The 14,905-nt window shown below is 42.5% G+C and carries 13 protein-coding genes; all 13 read left to right on the forward strand.

The features are described 5' to 3' along the window. Positions 1-23 precede the first annotated feature (23 nt). The gene (locus tag K7A41_RS23555; protein ID WP_265715821.1) at positions 24-458 is read left to right on the forward strand and encodes a hypothetical protein; all 435 of its coding nucleotides are present in this window, start codon (positions 24-26) and stop codon (positions 456-458) included. Further along, positions 455-895 (forward strand): hypothetical protein, encoded by a 441-nt coding sequence (locus tag K7A41_RS23560; protein ID WP_265715822.1) that lies wholly within the window; start codon positions 455-457, stop codon positions 893-895. The genes K7A41_RS23555 and K7A41_RS23560 overlap by 4 nt, the downstream gene beginning before the upstream one ends. 74 nt (positions 896-969) lie before the next feature. Beyond that, the gene (locus K7A41_RS23565) at positions 970-1,509 is read left to right on the forward strand and encodes a hypothetical protein (RefSeq protein ID WP_265715823.1); all 540 of its coding nucleotides are present in this window, start codon (positions 970-972) and stop codon (positions 1,507-1,509) included. Between the two features lie 99 nt (positions 1,510-1,608). Continuing rightward, complete coding sequence (locus tag K7A41_RS23570) at positions 1,609-2,109, forward strand: hypothetical protein (RefSeq protein WP_265715824.1); 501 nt, start codon at positions 1,609-1,611, stop codon at positions 2,107-2,109. A gap of 32 nt (positions 2,110-2,141) precedes the next feature. Next, complete coding sequence (locus K7A41_RS23575) at positions 2,142-2,300, forward strand: hypothetical protein (protein ID WP_265715825.1); 159 nt, start codon at positions 2,142-2,144, stop codon at positions 2,298-2,300. A gap of 74 nt (positions 2,301-2,374) precedes the next feature. After that, on the forward strand, positions 2,375-7,342 hold the full coding sequence (locus tag K7A41_RS23580) for a phage tail tape measure protein (protein ID WP_265715826.1): 4,968 nt from the start codon (positions 2,375-2,377) through the stop codon (positions 7,340-7,342). Continuing rightward, a complete protein-coding gene (locus tag K7A41_RS23585) occupies positions 7,342-7,770 on the forward strand; it encodes a hypothetical protein (RefSeq protein WP_265715827.1) in 429 nt (142 codons plus the stop codon). Before K7A41_RS23580 ends, K7A41_RS23585 begins: the two co-directional genes overlap by 1 nt. Further along, positions 7,767-8,279: a hypothetical protein gene (locus K7A41_RS23590; RefSeq protein WP_265715828.1), complete on the forward strand. Its 513-nt coding sequence runs from the start codon at positions 7,767-7,769 to the stop codon at positions 8,277-8,279. Before K7A41_RS23585 ends, K7A41_RS23590 begins: the two co-directional genes overlap by 4 nt. Further along, the gene (locus K7A41_RS23595; RefSeq protein ID WP_265715829.1) at positions 8,279-11,071 is read left to right on the forward strand and encodes a hypothetical protein; all 2,793 of its coding nucleotides are present in this window, start codon (positions 8,279-8,281) and stop codon (positions 11,069-11,071) included. Before K7A41_RS23590 ends, K7A41_RS23595 begins: the two co-directional genes overlap by 1 nt. 29 nt (positions 11,072-11,100) lie before the next feature. Further along, entirely contained in the window at positions 11,101-13,368 is a 2,268-nt protein-coding gene (locus K7A41_RS23600) for a hypothetical protein (protein WP_265715830.1), read from the forward strand. 1 nt (position 13,369) lies between these two features. Next, positions 13,370-14,053 (forward strand): N-acetylmuramoyl-L-alanine amidase, encoded by a 684-nt coding sequence (locus K7A41_RS23605; protein ID WP_265715831.1) that lies wholly within the window; start codon positions 13,370-13,372, stop codon positions 14,051-14,053. Continuing rightward, positions 14,053-14,391 carry a hypothetical protein gene (locus tag K7A41_RS23610; protein WP_265715832.1) on the forward strand — a complete coding sequence of 113 codons (339 nt, stop codon included), beginning with the start codon at positions 14,053-14,055 and terminating at the stop codon, positions 14,389-14,391. Before K7A41_RS23605 ends, K7A41_RS23610 begins: the two co-directional genes overlap by 1 nt. Before the next feature lie 160 nt (positions 14,392-14,551). Further along, positions 14,552-14,905 (forward strand): hypothetical protein (locus K7A41_RS23615; protein WP_265715833.1); only part of this gene is annotated, 354 nt, incomplete at its 3' end.

Consider the following 14,905-nt stretch of genomic DNA (forward strand, 5'->3'; position numbering starts at 1 on the left):
ATATGTTTAAGTTGGTTTTAGATATGACCCCTGCGGAAATCGCACAAGTCCAAAAGGAGATGTACGAGGAACTCGACAGGCAGACGCTCGAGCAGTTTAAGATGGTTCTTGCTGAAGCTCTGAAAATCCAACGTGCCAAGATGCGAATGGATGGGGGGTATGACGATCAAACTGGGCAATTGCGCTCATCAACTGGGGGCATTATTTATCGTGATGGTAAAGTGTTGTATGAGGACTTTGAACTTAGTCCATACGGAACTGACAAAGCACCGGGTTTGAAAGAAGGACGAGAGAAGGCGTTTGCTGAGCTCCGGGAATCAAGAGGTTGGGGCATCACAATTGTTGCAGGCATGGAGTACGCGAGTTGGGTTGAAGCAAAAGGTTTGACAGTACTTACAATGGCGGCTACGGAGGTTGAGAAATCATTGGAAGAAGCATTTAATCGGATTAGTGTATGAGGAAGACGATAAAGAGTGTGTTCGATGCAATGAATGATATTCAAGGCGTTCTTATTGCCGCTGGTATTCCCTCGATGATTACAGGTGAACTTCGGACAGCTCAGCGCCGTTTAGGATCAACCAAAGAGGACATCGTCACCAACTCGTTGATATACGATGCTGAACAAAAGCAAGGCGGTATTTTCAACATCAATGTTCACGTACCTAACCTGAAAAATCAAACTGCTGAAAATCCTACCGCTAAAGACAATACTCAACCCGATGTCAGTCGGATGCGGACTATCGGAGATGCTATTGTCGCGGCAGTTGATGATTACCATGGCTACGACTTTTCTCTATACCTGCGTAATCCGGGGGAGCTGGAAGGGTTCGGAACAGATTGGCTTTACAATATCCAGGTATATTACAATTTCCTTAGGACAGATATCACGAGCTAGTAAAAAATAGAATATTAACTATCGGCGAGCAGTAGGGCAAAATGCTTCTCGTTGATCTCTAACAAAGAATAATTATGTTTCCAGTAAAAGGAGTTGAAAGCATTGAGTTTGCGCCGGTGAGTGCGGACGGAACGTTACCTACAACAGGATGGGTAAAGTTTACCGATATCGAAATGGGTTCGGTATCCATCACTATTCCTGAAAAAACATTGACAAAAGTAAAGGTTGAGGACAAATCTGGTATTTGGGCGGTAATCGGTGAAGAAGGAGACGGAGCCAGCCTAACAGGTAAATCTCTTAGCCTGGATCCCAAGATCGCAGACCTTTTGTTCAAAGGTGATGCCGCATCGTCGGCAACAACTAAGTTCGAGGCACCTATTGATGCTACTGCAGAAGTCAATCTCGCAGTTAGATTGACAAGCAAGCCACGTCTTGGGTTTAAGATGGTTTTCGTGATCTTAAATGGATCAGTGATTGCTCGTATGGAGAATGCTCTAACGAAAGATGGAGCAGATTTCTTGGCACTAGGTTTTACCGCTGAAGCACAGGCTGTAACTGATGCAGATGGTGATGCTTTGGCGCCATGGTACTACGAAAAAGTAGCAGTTGCGTAACTACAGTACACGATCTTTACCCCGAAAACCACTCTTGTGGAAAAGGTTGGCGAGTAGGGGTTATTTTTTTAACGGCGTTTTGCCATTTACCTTTCCAAAATGCAAGAACAAGAATTGACTCCACTTGAGGTTCAACGCCTTATTGTGAAAACATTTAACGATCACCCAGACGAATTGGGAGAAGTTGCACTTCCTAGAACCGATTTCCTAGGTAAACTATTCCGTCGCAAACGTACTATCAAGCTACAGCTACGTGGTATTTCCTCCGGTGTTTCCCGAGATATTGCTTTAAGGCTCATGGAAATGATGGGAGCGAAGGATATAGAAGGATTGCCGTCATCTGATCAAATTCTAACCCTACTAGGAAACAATACCAAGGCTTTGACCGATGCAATAGCTATGGGAATTCAAAATGATACTACCAAGCCATATGAGGAGCTTTCTAAAGCAATCCTTTACCAATTTACAAACGGACAGATTCACGAAATGCTAAAGTTGGTCTACGGGAGGTTAGACCTTGAGCCTTTTTTCGGATCTTTAACTTTAGCAAGAAGCCTGGTTCTAAATCTTACCCAGGACAGGGAACCCCTTGGTCAATAGTCGCTAATACAGCAATCGCATTCAAAGGCTGGATGACTGAGGAAGAGTTAAAGAACAAAGTCAGTTACCAAAATTTGCTGCTCTACAGCCTTGTGTTGCCGCCAGTTGGCGATGATAATATTGGTACCGGTCCCGCTGAGGGCGAGCCTGTTGATATGTTCGACCTTTTCAACGGACTGAATTCTGACTAATATCACCTTACTGTTGCTATCAACGGTAAGGGTTGTAGCTTAACACTACATAACGTTTTTGTTAAGTTTGCTTAATGGCGGACTTAAGATACAAAGTAGTAGTTGATGACGATGAAGCAAAGCGCAAAATAAGCGAATTGTTGAAGGGGAGTGGTGTATCTGCCAGTGGGCTAGACGGATCGGCTGACGTTAAAAAATCAACTACTGCTGTTCGCCAATTGACCGATGAGCAAAAGAAACTCAAGCAGGCCCAGCTTGAAAATATTGAGTCATTGCGTCGCCTTAGGGAGGAGCGTTCCAAAGAAATTTCTGAACTGAATATATTGAAGCAGTTAGAGCAAGATGCGAAGACTGTTTTGGCAGAAAAGAAGGCGGCAACTGAATCACTTACACAGACTGAGAAGGAGCTTAATATACAATATAAGCAAGGGCAGATCGAACTTCAAGCGTATAACAAGGAGTTAAAGGAACAAGCAGAGGAACGCCGTAAAGCAACTGCAGCGGAACGAGAAGCAACAAAAGCGGTAAAGGAAGCCGAGAAAGCCCGTAAGGACGCCGAACGTGAAGCTGAAAAACAACGGAAAGCTGCTGAAAAAAGGCGTAAAGAACTTGAAAAGGAGAATAGTGAATACTATCAATTAAATAAGGCTCTAAACGCTGTACGTAAAGAGGCTAAAGATGTTTTAGCTGAAATGTTTAAGCTCGAACGACAAGGTCTAGAAACAAGTGCGGCATATGAAACATTAGAGAATAAATCGAAAGATTTAGTAAAAGAAACCCAAATCCTTGATAGAGGGATAAAGAAAATCGATGCCACATTGGGGTTGCATCAACGTAATGTTGGTGATTATGGTCAAGCATTCAGTAATATATCTCCAATTTACGCAAGCATTGATGCGTCTTTAAATTTACTTGGTACTTCAATTAAAGAGCTTGCTGAGGGAGGGGGTAGTGCTTTTGCTGAACTTGGAGGAACCCTAATCGAGTTTGGGACTGCTATAGGCAAGTTTCTTATTTCCCCAATTGGAATAGCCATTTCTATTTTAACGGGATTTTTTCTTCTCTTCCAAAAGAACAAACAAACTGTTATAGATTTCAATGATGGTTTACTCAATGTAAGTAAAACTACCGGACTTACAGGCGCTGCTTTACAGTCTTTTTCCGATGCCATTATTCAGCTTTCTCGATCTCTTAAAACGGTCTCCACTGACAAGTTGCTTGAATACGCATCTGTTGCCGGCCAACTTGGCGTTAAGGGAACTGGAAATATCCTTGCATTTACTGAAGCTTTGGCCAAACTTGAAACTGCATCTGATATTTCAGGCGAAGAAGGGGCATCTCAAATTGCAAGGCTTCTTCAACTTACTGATGGTGGTGTTCAGAATATTAAAGATTTTGGTGATGAGATAGTAAAGTTAGGCAATAACTTTCCTGCTACAGAGTCTGAAATTCTAGCCAATGCAACTAGGATTGCTCAATCGACTGGTATCTATAAGCTCGGTCGCCAAGAAATACTTGCCTATGCGACAGCTACCAAATCTGTCGGTGTAGAGGCTGAGTTAGTTGGTTCATCTTTAGGTAGAACTCTTGGAACCCTAGAGGGTGCTATAAGGACTGGAAAAGGATTGTCAACTGTATTAAAACTTGTAGGTGGAACTCAAGCAGAATTATCTGCTAGATTCAGACAGGATGCATCAGGTGTATTAATGGATTTCATATCTGGTTTGAATAGAACCGGAACTGCAGCTGAGGATTTCAATAAAAATCTTTCAGCGGTTGGTATCACAGCACAAAGAGATAGAGATGTGATTGGGTCATTAGCTTCCAAAGGGTATGCTGTGTTAGCTGATGCTATGGATCAGGTTAAAGATGCTACTGGTTCAATGGATGCAGAATTTGGAACCGCAGCGGAAAAGCTGGTGAATCAAACCCAACGTATTGGAATAGCCTGGGATAACTTAGTTTTAGGAATTGAAAATGGACAAGGACGTATCGGAAAAGCCAGTGTTGCTGTAATTGGTTTTATTGCTGATGTAATAGATGGAATGTCAACCAATTCATTGGCATCAGATAAACTAGTGGATAGTTATTTGAAATTGGAGAATCAGACAAAATATACTGAGGACGCTGTAAGACCATTATTAAAGAGATATGACGAGTTAAAATCTAAAACTAATCTCAATAAAGAAGAGCATACAGAACTTCGTGATATTATTCAAAAAGTGGCGACTCTTATTCCTTCTGCTATTACAGAGTTCAATAAATATGGAGAAATAATCGATATCAATAAAACAAAAATAACTCAGTTCAATGATGCTCAAAAGCAGCTTGTCAAAGATATGAATATATCTACCAGGAATGCTTTAGGTAAAGAAAGACAAGAATTGAAGCGACAAAGAGATCAATTAATTAGTATTCAAAATAACAGTTTAAATAATCAAAAAGGCACATCATTTATATCAAAAATATTTGGATTAGGTCAAACCGAAGCAGATCGATTAAAAGGTATTGAAGATAGAACTCAGCGTATAGCTATTCTGACTGATAAATTAAAGACGAATATGCAGCGCACCAAAGATTTAGGTGGAAATTTATTGGCTGAAGATGCCGCATTCCTTGCAAAATTCACTGTTAGCGAGGCTTCAAAAACAACAGGTAATAATAACCAGGAAGAAGTTGTAAAGAAAAACAAAGAATATTGGGAGAAGATCGTTAGTGATACTCAGGAAGCAATAGATGCATTAGAAGTCTCTCAAAAAGGTTCTGATATTTGGAATTCCCTTTCTAAAAAGCTGGCTGATGCTCAAAAGAACGTCGATAAATATTCTCTTAGCAAAGACAATGCAGCATCTAAATCTGCGGGACGGGTGGCCGAAAAATCCCGCCAAGCCACCGAACGTCAACGCGCTCTACAACTCGAAATCGACAAGATCAATGAAGCGGCATCACGTAACCAACTTTCACGAGATGAATCCGAGGTAGCGTCTGTCAAGGATAAATATGCTAAAATCAGGGAGGAGGTTCGCAAGTTCTATGCTGATCCTAAAAATAAAGGCCTGCGCGTGGATATGAGTGGATTGCAACGGTCGGAAAACTTCGAAGTCAGTGAAGCGACAACAAGACAGGAAACCAAGCAACTTGCGGAGTCTCTCACAGTTCAAAAGCAACTTCTTGACGAATATAATGCGTATGCGGAAAGAACCTCAAAGGAGGAGGCGGATAAGCGTTATGCTGCGCAATTGACTTCATTCAAGGGATACAAGGAGCGCTTGCAAAAGGAGTATATGGATTTGATTACTCTTGAAAAAACGAGTGCCCTCGGAGGTTTCACTGGATCATCAGTAAAATTAACTCAGGCCCAAGAGGAACGTGCTAAATTTTTACGCCAGTTGCTGGATGCTCTGGACAAAGAGGAGCGGGAACGGGAGAACAATCGGTTTGTTGAGGCTTTGAAATTAGCAAGTGATTACGACGCACAATTGATCGAAGTTCAGAAAAAATACCAACAGGCCCTAATCGCCCTGGGGAATGATGCGACCGAAGAACGGAAAGCGCAATTGAAGAAGGGACTGTTGGAAGAAACCAGCGCTATTGTATCAGCTAGTCTCCGCCAAAAAGTCGAATGGGATAAAACTTTCTCTACTCTTCAGTTCATGAGCAAAAAAGCTACTGATAGCGTTTTGGATGATATTCAGAAGCGTGTAGATGCCGAGTATAAAGCTGGAAAGCTGACCAAACAGGAATACGATGAGATGTCGCGGGAAATTGGCACCGCCAAAACCAATAACAACCTAGCAAAATCTTGGGTTGCTTCCACCGGTGCATTAGATCGTTATCGTGATACTGTAAAAAAATATGGCAAAGATAGCATTGAAGCGAAGCAGGCTCAATCCGAAATGTTCACAGCTTTGGCTGATGATCTTGCCAAGGCGCAGCACATAGTTGGATTGATCGGAGATTCCTTGTCCCAGCTTGGTATAGGTGGTGACGGCCTACAGAATACAGTAAATCAGATCGGCAACCTTGTTGGAGGTATGGGCGAGCTGGCTGCTGGTATAGCAAGTGGGAATCCTATATCTATCATCAGCGGTTCCATCAAAACGCTTACGTCAGCTCTGGACCTTTTCAACACCAAAGACAAAAAGCTGCAAAAGCAGATTGATGCTTACCGTGACCAGCTGGATGGTCTAGGAAAAGCATACGATACTTTGCAGCGCCGTATTTCCAATAGTGTTGGTGAAAACTATTACAGTGACAGTGATAAGGCAATCGCTAACCTCAGGGAGCAGCAACGCATCCTCGCGGAGATGGCTCGTGCGGAAGAGGATAAGAAAAAGACTGACAAAGAAAAGGTTAAGGGGTATTATGACGAAATCGATTCAATTAATAAACAGATCGAGGATATTCAGAAAGCAATCACTGAGAGCCTTGTACAAACCACTTTCAAAGATTTATCCGCTTCTCTGGCTGACGCCTTGGTTACCGCCTTCGAAGCAGGTGAAAGTGCGGTTGATTCATTGGATGAAACCTTCGATAAGTTCATCAAAAATGCTTTGGTGAACTCCCTGAAATTGAAAATGATCGAGCCAATTGTGAATGATATGGTGAATCAGTTGGCCGACTACATGAAGTCCAACAACAACTCATTAACCGGTTTCAACTTTTCCGTTTGGAAAGATAAGATTGACGGAGCTGGAACAGAATTTACCAAGACATTGGAGGAGGCGTACAAACAGTTGGGATTGAGTAAGGACGGCACCTCCTCCGGCGGCGGACTGAAAGGATCGATTCAAAGGGAGCTAACCGAATCTACCGCAAGTGAGTTGACAGGGCTTTATCGGGCTTCATTTGAGTTGCAGAAGAAAGCCTTCGATGAAAGCAAATCACAGGGGATCACCATAAGCAAGCAGCTTTTGGTGGCCATGGACCAGCTGACAGCATTGAATGCAATTCAGGTGAATACAGCCGAAACTGTCAAGCGATTGGATACAGCAGTCAGCGAACTTCAATCTATCAATAAAAATTTAGGAGGACGATTTTAATGTACAGTGAAGAGATATATAACCTGGTTAAAAAGCACAAGGGATGTGGATGGGGATTGGAAAGGGTGACCGAAGCACAATCAGTGGCGGATCTGATACGTACGCTTAAATCACCAAAAGGTGTGGAGTTCGCAATGGACACCGATTTCCTCACTTTGAAAGTGCTGCAGAAATACCGGAAAGAGCTGGAATCCGAAGGTATATACTTTGATGGGGTTCACACTGTGATCAATCCACGATTTGTATTGGTGCTGGGCGGTCAGGTAAATGTGGAGGTAAATGGATATGACGTTAGCCAGATCTATGCTAAACGTGGTGTAGTAAAATTGACTGCTCTTGAAAATGCCTTCGTAACAGTGGAAACTAAGGAAGGGCAGTTGATTAAGGAAGTTTTTGGTAACGCAAAAGTGAGGGAGTTTAAAAAATGAGTTTCGAGTTAGAAGATCAAGTCGCTAGTACTGCCTTTGGGTTATTCTTCCAAAGGGGAACTTGGAGTGAGTTGCTTAAGCTGCCTACTCCAAAAGAGCGTGCTTTTCATGATTGGGCCGACGAGCATGGGAAGGACTATGACACAACATCGCCAACTTACTTTCAGTCCATCCAATACAACATTGGCTGTTATTTGAAATCAACCAGCCTCACTGATCTTCAGAATCAACGCGATGCTTTGCTTGAGATATTAGCTAAACCGGAAGGATTCAACCTCAGAGTGGACGCACTGGGCAGGTCCTTCTCCTTAAGATACATCAGTTCGCCGGACTTGAATGTGATCAATCCTCGAAAGAAAAGCGGCTATATGTATACCGATTTCACTTTGGTTTTGGAAAACAACTTCGCCCCAGTGGGCGTAGACTTTTACCTCGCCGATGTCAACGGTTTGATCTTGTCGTATCCAGATCAACCAATCCAGTTCGAACAACAAAAACAACTATTCTAATGCTGGTACAAGTAAAGAGAAACGGAGTAAACACAGTGCAACTGCCTTTGAATGCTGCAAAATTCAGCGATAAGGTAATGGCGGAGCATGGGCTTTCTTTTAGTATTGGGAATGTTTCGGCTTTGGGCTTGAGGGTTGGTGACACTCTGACATACAAAGGCGAGGAGTATACACTGAACCAAGTCGAAGACTTCAAGAAGATGAGTCGATTCGTTTCTTCCTACGATTTCGTATTCGAGGGGTCGCGGCATATATTGGCATATTTGTTCTTGGATCATCTTGGTTCAAGGAAGTTCTCCTTTTCCGGTACCGCTGAAGAATGGCTGCACTTATTTGTTGATTGTGCCAATTCCAAATCGAGCGGCTGGTCCGTAGGCGAATTTGAAGATCTTGGCCGTGTTACCGTAGAGTTTGATAGTACGTACATCTTAGACGGCCTTACCATGGTCGCTCAGGCAATGAAAGCCGAATGGGGGATAAAAGGCAAGGTGATTTCGTTGAAGAAAACAGTAGGTACCCCTCGTTCGTTAACATTCGAGTACGGCAAAGGCAAAGGGCTGTACAGCCTAACTCGGAAAAGTTTGCAGGATAAAAAGATTGTTACCCGGGCATATGCTCGCGGTGGTGATAAGAACCTCCCTGAGGGTGTATTTGGATACTTCACTATTCCTGGATACGTGGAAAAAAATACAGCATTGTACGGCATTCGAGAGGGTGAGTTTATCGACGAGGAAATCTACCCAAATCGCACCGGCACCGTAACGGCCGTTGCACAGATCGACAAACAATTGTTCACGGTTACCGATAGCTCGATAGACTTTGACCTGAATGGCCAGCGTATTGACGGGGAAACAGCATACATAGTTTTCAAGTCAGGATTGTTGGAAGGTAATCAATTCGAGATAACCTCATACAATGCAGGTACGAAAACCATCCGATTTAAGGCTAACGATGAAGGCAACGGTATGCTTTTCCCCACAGAAAGCGTACATGCGGAAGTCGGCGACACTTATACCCTGATAGGTATTCGTATGCCGCAGTCATATATCGACGCAGCCGCTGCTGAATTGACTGCCAAACGTCAGGAGTATTTGGACAGCAATAGCGTGCCGCGAGTGGTGTATGAGCTTGAAGTGGATTATATCCAATTGAGACGCTGGAATACTGAGCTGAACGCTGGTGATATTGTACGTCTTGTGGATTCTGATAAGGGAATAGATGCTGAAATAAGGATCACTGAGATTTCCTACGACGCTGTTTATCCCGATGTTATCGAAAATGGGATGTCCTTTGATGCTGTAATCGGTAATGAAGTAACCTACACCTTTCTTGAGAAGATGCAAAACGACATCAAGGAACAAAAAGAGGTTGTTACGCAATATAACCGCCAGTCGTGGGAACGTGATCGTCGGAATGTCCAAGCATTGACCGAATTCCGTTCAAAGGTATTTGATCCTGATGGCAACTTGGAGAACGCCATGCAGCAAGCAATAGCAGGTTGGTTCGGGACTGAATCTATGTATTATGATTTGGACGATGTGGCCATGACGGTAAATGCAGGGGGTGATCCTAACAGCTTCGAAATGACAGCCGGACGGTTGATCCATAAGGTGTACAAGATCGAAGGCTTGGGTAATATTTGGAGTTTGACTGCATTCTCGCAATCGGGCCTTATTCCAACACAGGGCTATTACTTGGCTGCCAAATGTAGCAAGACTGCTTTGACTGGGGAGTGGGTGTTATCCACTGATCAGATCCCGACCGACGGCGTGCCGGGCTATTGGCATTTCAATTTTGGTTACCTATCGACGGTAATCGAGGGCACTCGGTCGTTTCATCCAACAAAGGGATTCACACTTATCAGCGGGGGCCAGATTGAAACAGACGTGATTACTGCTTATCTGATCAATGTTAATCGACTGTTTGCTCAGGTGGTGACAGTAGGTGTAGACGGTTACAATAATGCCGGAATAAGTGGATTGGCTGATGGTAAAATTTATGATGACAACTGGAATGTAATTGGAGACGATCCTAACCGGTCTGTTAGATTTTGGGCAGGAGATAATGAGACCAATAAACATAAGGCTCCATTCAATGTGCTAAATGATGGCTCAGTTCGGGCGATCAGCGGAGAAATCGGCGGATTTGAATTGACACCTACAAGTTTTCGATCAAAGGTGATTAATGACGGAGGAACCCCAGTTGGTAAATCCAGTGGAATAATACTTAGTGATTGGGGAGTATTATCGAGGAACAGCGGCATGTCATTCCTTCCTGCTACCACCGGGCTTGATTTTTCAGCGAGTTTAGTTGGAGAAACATCAGAAGACTTACCAACAGGCCCAATATTCATGGCTGATGTCCGTGCTGGTGTTTTCGGTATCCGAAGGCAAGAACTTACGCAGGATGTGCTAGATCAGCTTTTAGGTGCTTGGGGTAGATATGGGGCAATGTTTAGTTCCATTAAACTATTAGGAGCTAAATACGAGCCTATTAAAGTCGTAAATGATACAGGTGATTACTATATGTCTGGAAATGATTTTGCAATAACAAAGACTGGCTCCGGGAAGATTTATTTGCCTGTTGAGAATTTGGAGATTGGTCGAGTAGTAGAAATCCGTAACACAAATAACAGTGCTTTTGAGATAACCGTAAATGGTAATGGCAGCCAAATTTATACACTACTTAATACAGCTGTAGCTGAAACTAACATACCTAGATATAACTCAAGGAAATTCAGGTATAGCGGGTCTCAATGGATTGAATTTGGAGGGTACAGTCCAGCAATATAAAAACAATGAGCAACTAAAAATAGAGAGAGATGGCAGAAGAAAACAAAGCGATCGAGTGGCCCGGAGGGGCAAATGTGGCTGATGACTTCGATTTCCTTATGGTCGGGAAAGATGGACAGCCCATCATGAAAATTCCTAAGGAGAAACTTAATGAGGTCATCGTAATCAATGGCGAAGGAGTCAAAGCAGTTGCCGGCGGCGCGTCCTCAGCAACCCCGACTATTTTAGCCCCCGGACCTGCTGGGCAAAATAGGAAAATGGAAGATGTTACTGGCTGGTTTGTGAATGGTACAGGTAATCCACTTGTCGCTACTGGGACACCTTGGGAAGCGCCTGCTGGCTTTAAAAATACTAACTGGTGGGATGGGACAGCTGGCACCTGGAGTCTGGGGAGTAGTGTGCCGTTGCCATCTAACCCAGCTGAAGGTCTTGTGGCAAAAGGCGATTATCGAGCAGTGGCGGGCGATTTAGTTTATAAAAGCACGAATAAAGACCTAACTAATTTACTAGTTAATAGCGATTTTGCAAATGGTCTTACTAATTGGACAGTTGACACAAATATTACAGACGCAGCGGTCAACTCAGGCATTCTAACATTTACGGGTAAAGGAAATATTGATGTTTCCGGAAATAGAATATCGCAGCTTGTATCACTACCCAGTACAGGTATAGTTTATATCCGAGTGGAAGCAAAATCTGACGTCGGTGCAAAGTTACTTTTGGGTAGAGGAACTTCCGGAGGATATCGGACTTTTGATACGACAAATCTGTTTCAGTCATTTTCAGCGAATTTTGCAGCGGCACCTTCTCGCCTTCGTATTGGCGCTGAATTAGACATGAAGATAGCTATCAAGAATGTGATGGCAATAGATTTAACTGTCGTTTTTGGAGCCGGAAACGAACCATCTAGCACCGATATGGATGCTATAATTTCCAGTTTAGGCGGATATTACAACGGCTTTAAAAACGTCGACCTTAATAAGGTCATAAACGATTTATATAAAAAAGCTAACCACGGATATACAACAGGTGAAGCTGTAAAAACTTTAAAGGAGGTCGATGTTATTGCTTCAGCAGCTGCCACCAAAATAGAAACCAAACCATTCTTAAAAGCTATAAACAAAGCAGGTTTCGATCAAAGGGCCATTAAAAGTGTTCAGTTAGTCGGCAACCCAACAGAAGCTCAACTAAAGGAAAGTGGGAAATGGTTACGTCTCTTTATTACTTATATAAGAGTCATCAATTTGGATAGTGTATCCACTACCATCGTTCAGGTGGCAAAATATAACACAGCATCAGGTAGTGTAGGTAATGGGAATATCAGTGTATCAAGTTATAATGGAACAATAGGCGCTGACGAAAATGGAATTTTAATTGTTACAACGAAAGAATTTTCAGGTTCGGGATTGTCATTTAAAATAGTCATTGACACAACTAAGCTTCGACCAGGTATAGATACGACAAAAGACTTGTTGAATGGTGTTGAGCTAGATACTGTATATCTGTATTCACAATTAACAACGGCTTCGTCGTCAGGGGAAATTGGATTAGGAGCAGGGGATTCTATTTATCAGTTTACTAATATTCCTGAAATGATCGGCAAAAACCTTGGAATCCCGTTTCTTAATTGCGGTGTTGGCGGGTCAAGAATGTCGGTGCATGAAGATGCAAGGTATAACGAATTGTCATTGTATAGGATTGCTGATGCGATTCATTCAGGTGATTTCACGGCTCAGGTAAATGCTATTAATGCTATCATACCTACTGTTACAGCACCTAAACAAAGACAACTAGAAAGAACAAGAGATAATTATATCAATACTGACTTTTCAAAATTGACAAAGTTAACATTGGCCTATGGTACAAATGATTTTACGGCCAATATTCCTATCGGTGAGATTAGTCGTAGTAATATGAACTATAATACGATTGTAGGTGCTCTGAATTATAGCATCGATAAAATATCGTCGGCGTTTCCGCAAATCGATATTAATACAAATACTCCATTTTTTAGGTATGTTAATTTTAAAAATCCTACAACCGGAATAGAAGAGCCTATCGATGTAGATGATTACACTAATGCTATTGGATTGAAATTATACCAAGTTGTGGATGCTATTAAGGAAACATCGGCATTGAATCATATACCATGCTTAGATAGGTATAGAAATTCGGGTTTTAGTAAATATAATCATGAATTGTACTATGAAGATTCAACACATTTGAATGCGTTAGGAGCAATTAGAGAAGCTAATAACGAAACTGCCTTTTTAAAGTCTATATATTTCTTAAAATAACATGCTAGTCAAAAACAATCAACTATACAGTAATGATGGGATTCAAGTTGAGTTCCGTCCAACAGAAAATTTGAGCGCAGGTAAAAAAGATATCCGTTTTATTGTCCTGCATTACGACGGGGCAACCAATGAGACATCTGCAGTAAACTGGCTGACTCAGAAAGGCTCAGGAGTCAGCTGTGATCTTCATATCTCCAAATCCGGAAAGGTTACTCAGATGGCTAAATTCAATCAGATCACTTGGCACGTTGGCGCGAGCCGCTGGGGGGATCTTACAGGACTTAATAAGTATGCCATCGGTATCGAACAGCAAAATAGGGATGCGCAAAGCGAGTGGACGGAACTGCAGATCCAGCGATGCATTGAGGTATGTAAAGCTCTTGTTGCTGCATATCCATCAATCACGGAAATACTTGCACATTCGGAGGTAGCAACGCCTGCGGGGCGCAAAGATGATCCGGGGCCAAAATTTCCAATGGATCGAGTTCGGCGTGAAGTTTTCGGTATAGTGACGAAAAGTACTACAAGTGATCTGAATTTGAGGTCAGGTCCAGGTACCAAATTTGGCGTATTGAAAGTTTTGCCGAGAGGCACCAGTGCAAATGTATTGTCGGTTTCCGGATCATGGTCAAATGTAGAGATAGGAGGGTTAAAAGGATGGGTATCTAATCAATATTTAAAATAATGGCAGAGGAAAAGAAAGAGCAGCAACAGCCTACATTTATGCAGATAGTACGGCATCCGGTGACGTATGCTTTGTTTATTGTGGTATCAGTATTTTGGGCCGTATTTTACTTAATTATTGATGTCAATAAAGATTCCAGAGAAAGGGATCAAAAGCAGAATGACAAAATGATCGAAATACAGGATCGGTTATACAAACAAATGCTTGAGGAAGTCAAAAATAGAGTAGAGCCAGCTGTTGAAAAAGTAAACCAAGCAGCAACTAAGGTGGATAGTGCTGCAGTTAAGGTTGACAGCGTGGCCCAGCAGCAAAAAGATAAAAAAGGAGGTGTCAAATGAAATGGTTCATTTTAATACTAATGATTAGCGCTACCTATTCAGATGCTAGGCCAAGGGTTGAGGTAAAGGCGAACATCGCTAAACCTCTTGAAGAACTTGTGCCGAAACTAGATAGCTTAGCCGGGAAACTAACGGATCTATCAAACAAAATGCAATAAATATGAGATTATTTTTAATAACTACTGTCTGCATCCTCTTCTCAGGGTGCGGACTATTCCGAAAGACGACTAAGATCAACAAGCAATTGGATGCTGTGTCTGTGTCCAGTGATGTTAAGGTGTCTACGGAAACATCTGCCGGTAAGGTGGACAAGACTAAGGAAACGACAAACACGACCTCAGAAGGAGAGGATAAAGTGAAGGTCTATCCAACACCAGGAACAGATCTAAAAATCGATCCTGATGGTTCGATGACATTTAGAGCCGATAGTATAGTTTCGTTCACTAAGCGGAAAACGGATCAGGCTCGTGAAATTTTGAAGGATATTCGGGAGAACCTACACCAAAATGTTAAT

This window comes from Sphingobacterium sp. InxBP1 (genome assembly GCF_026191775.1).
GTDB classification, from domain to species: Bacteria; Bacteroidota; Bacteroidia; order Sphingobacteriales; family Sphingobacteriaceae; genus Sphingobacterium; species Sphingobacterium thalpophilum.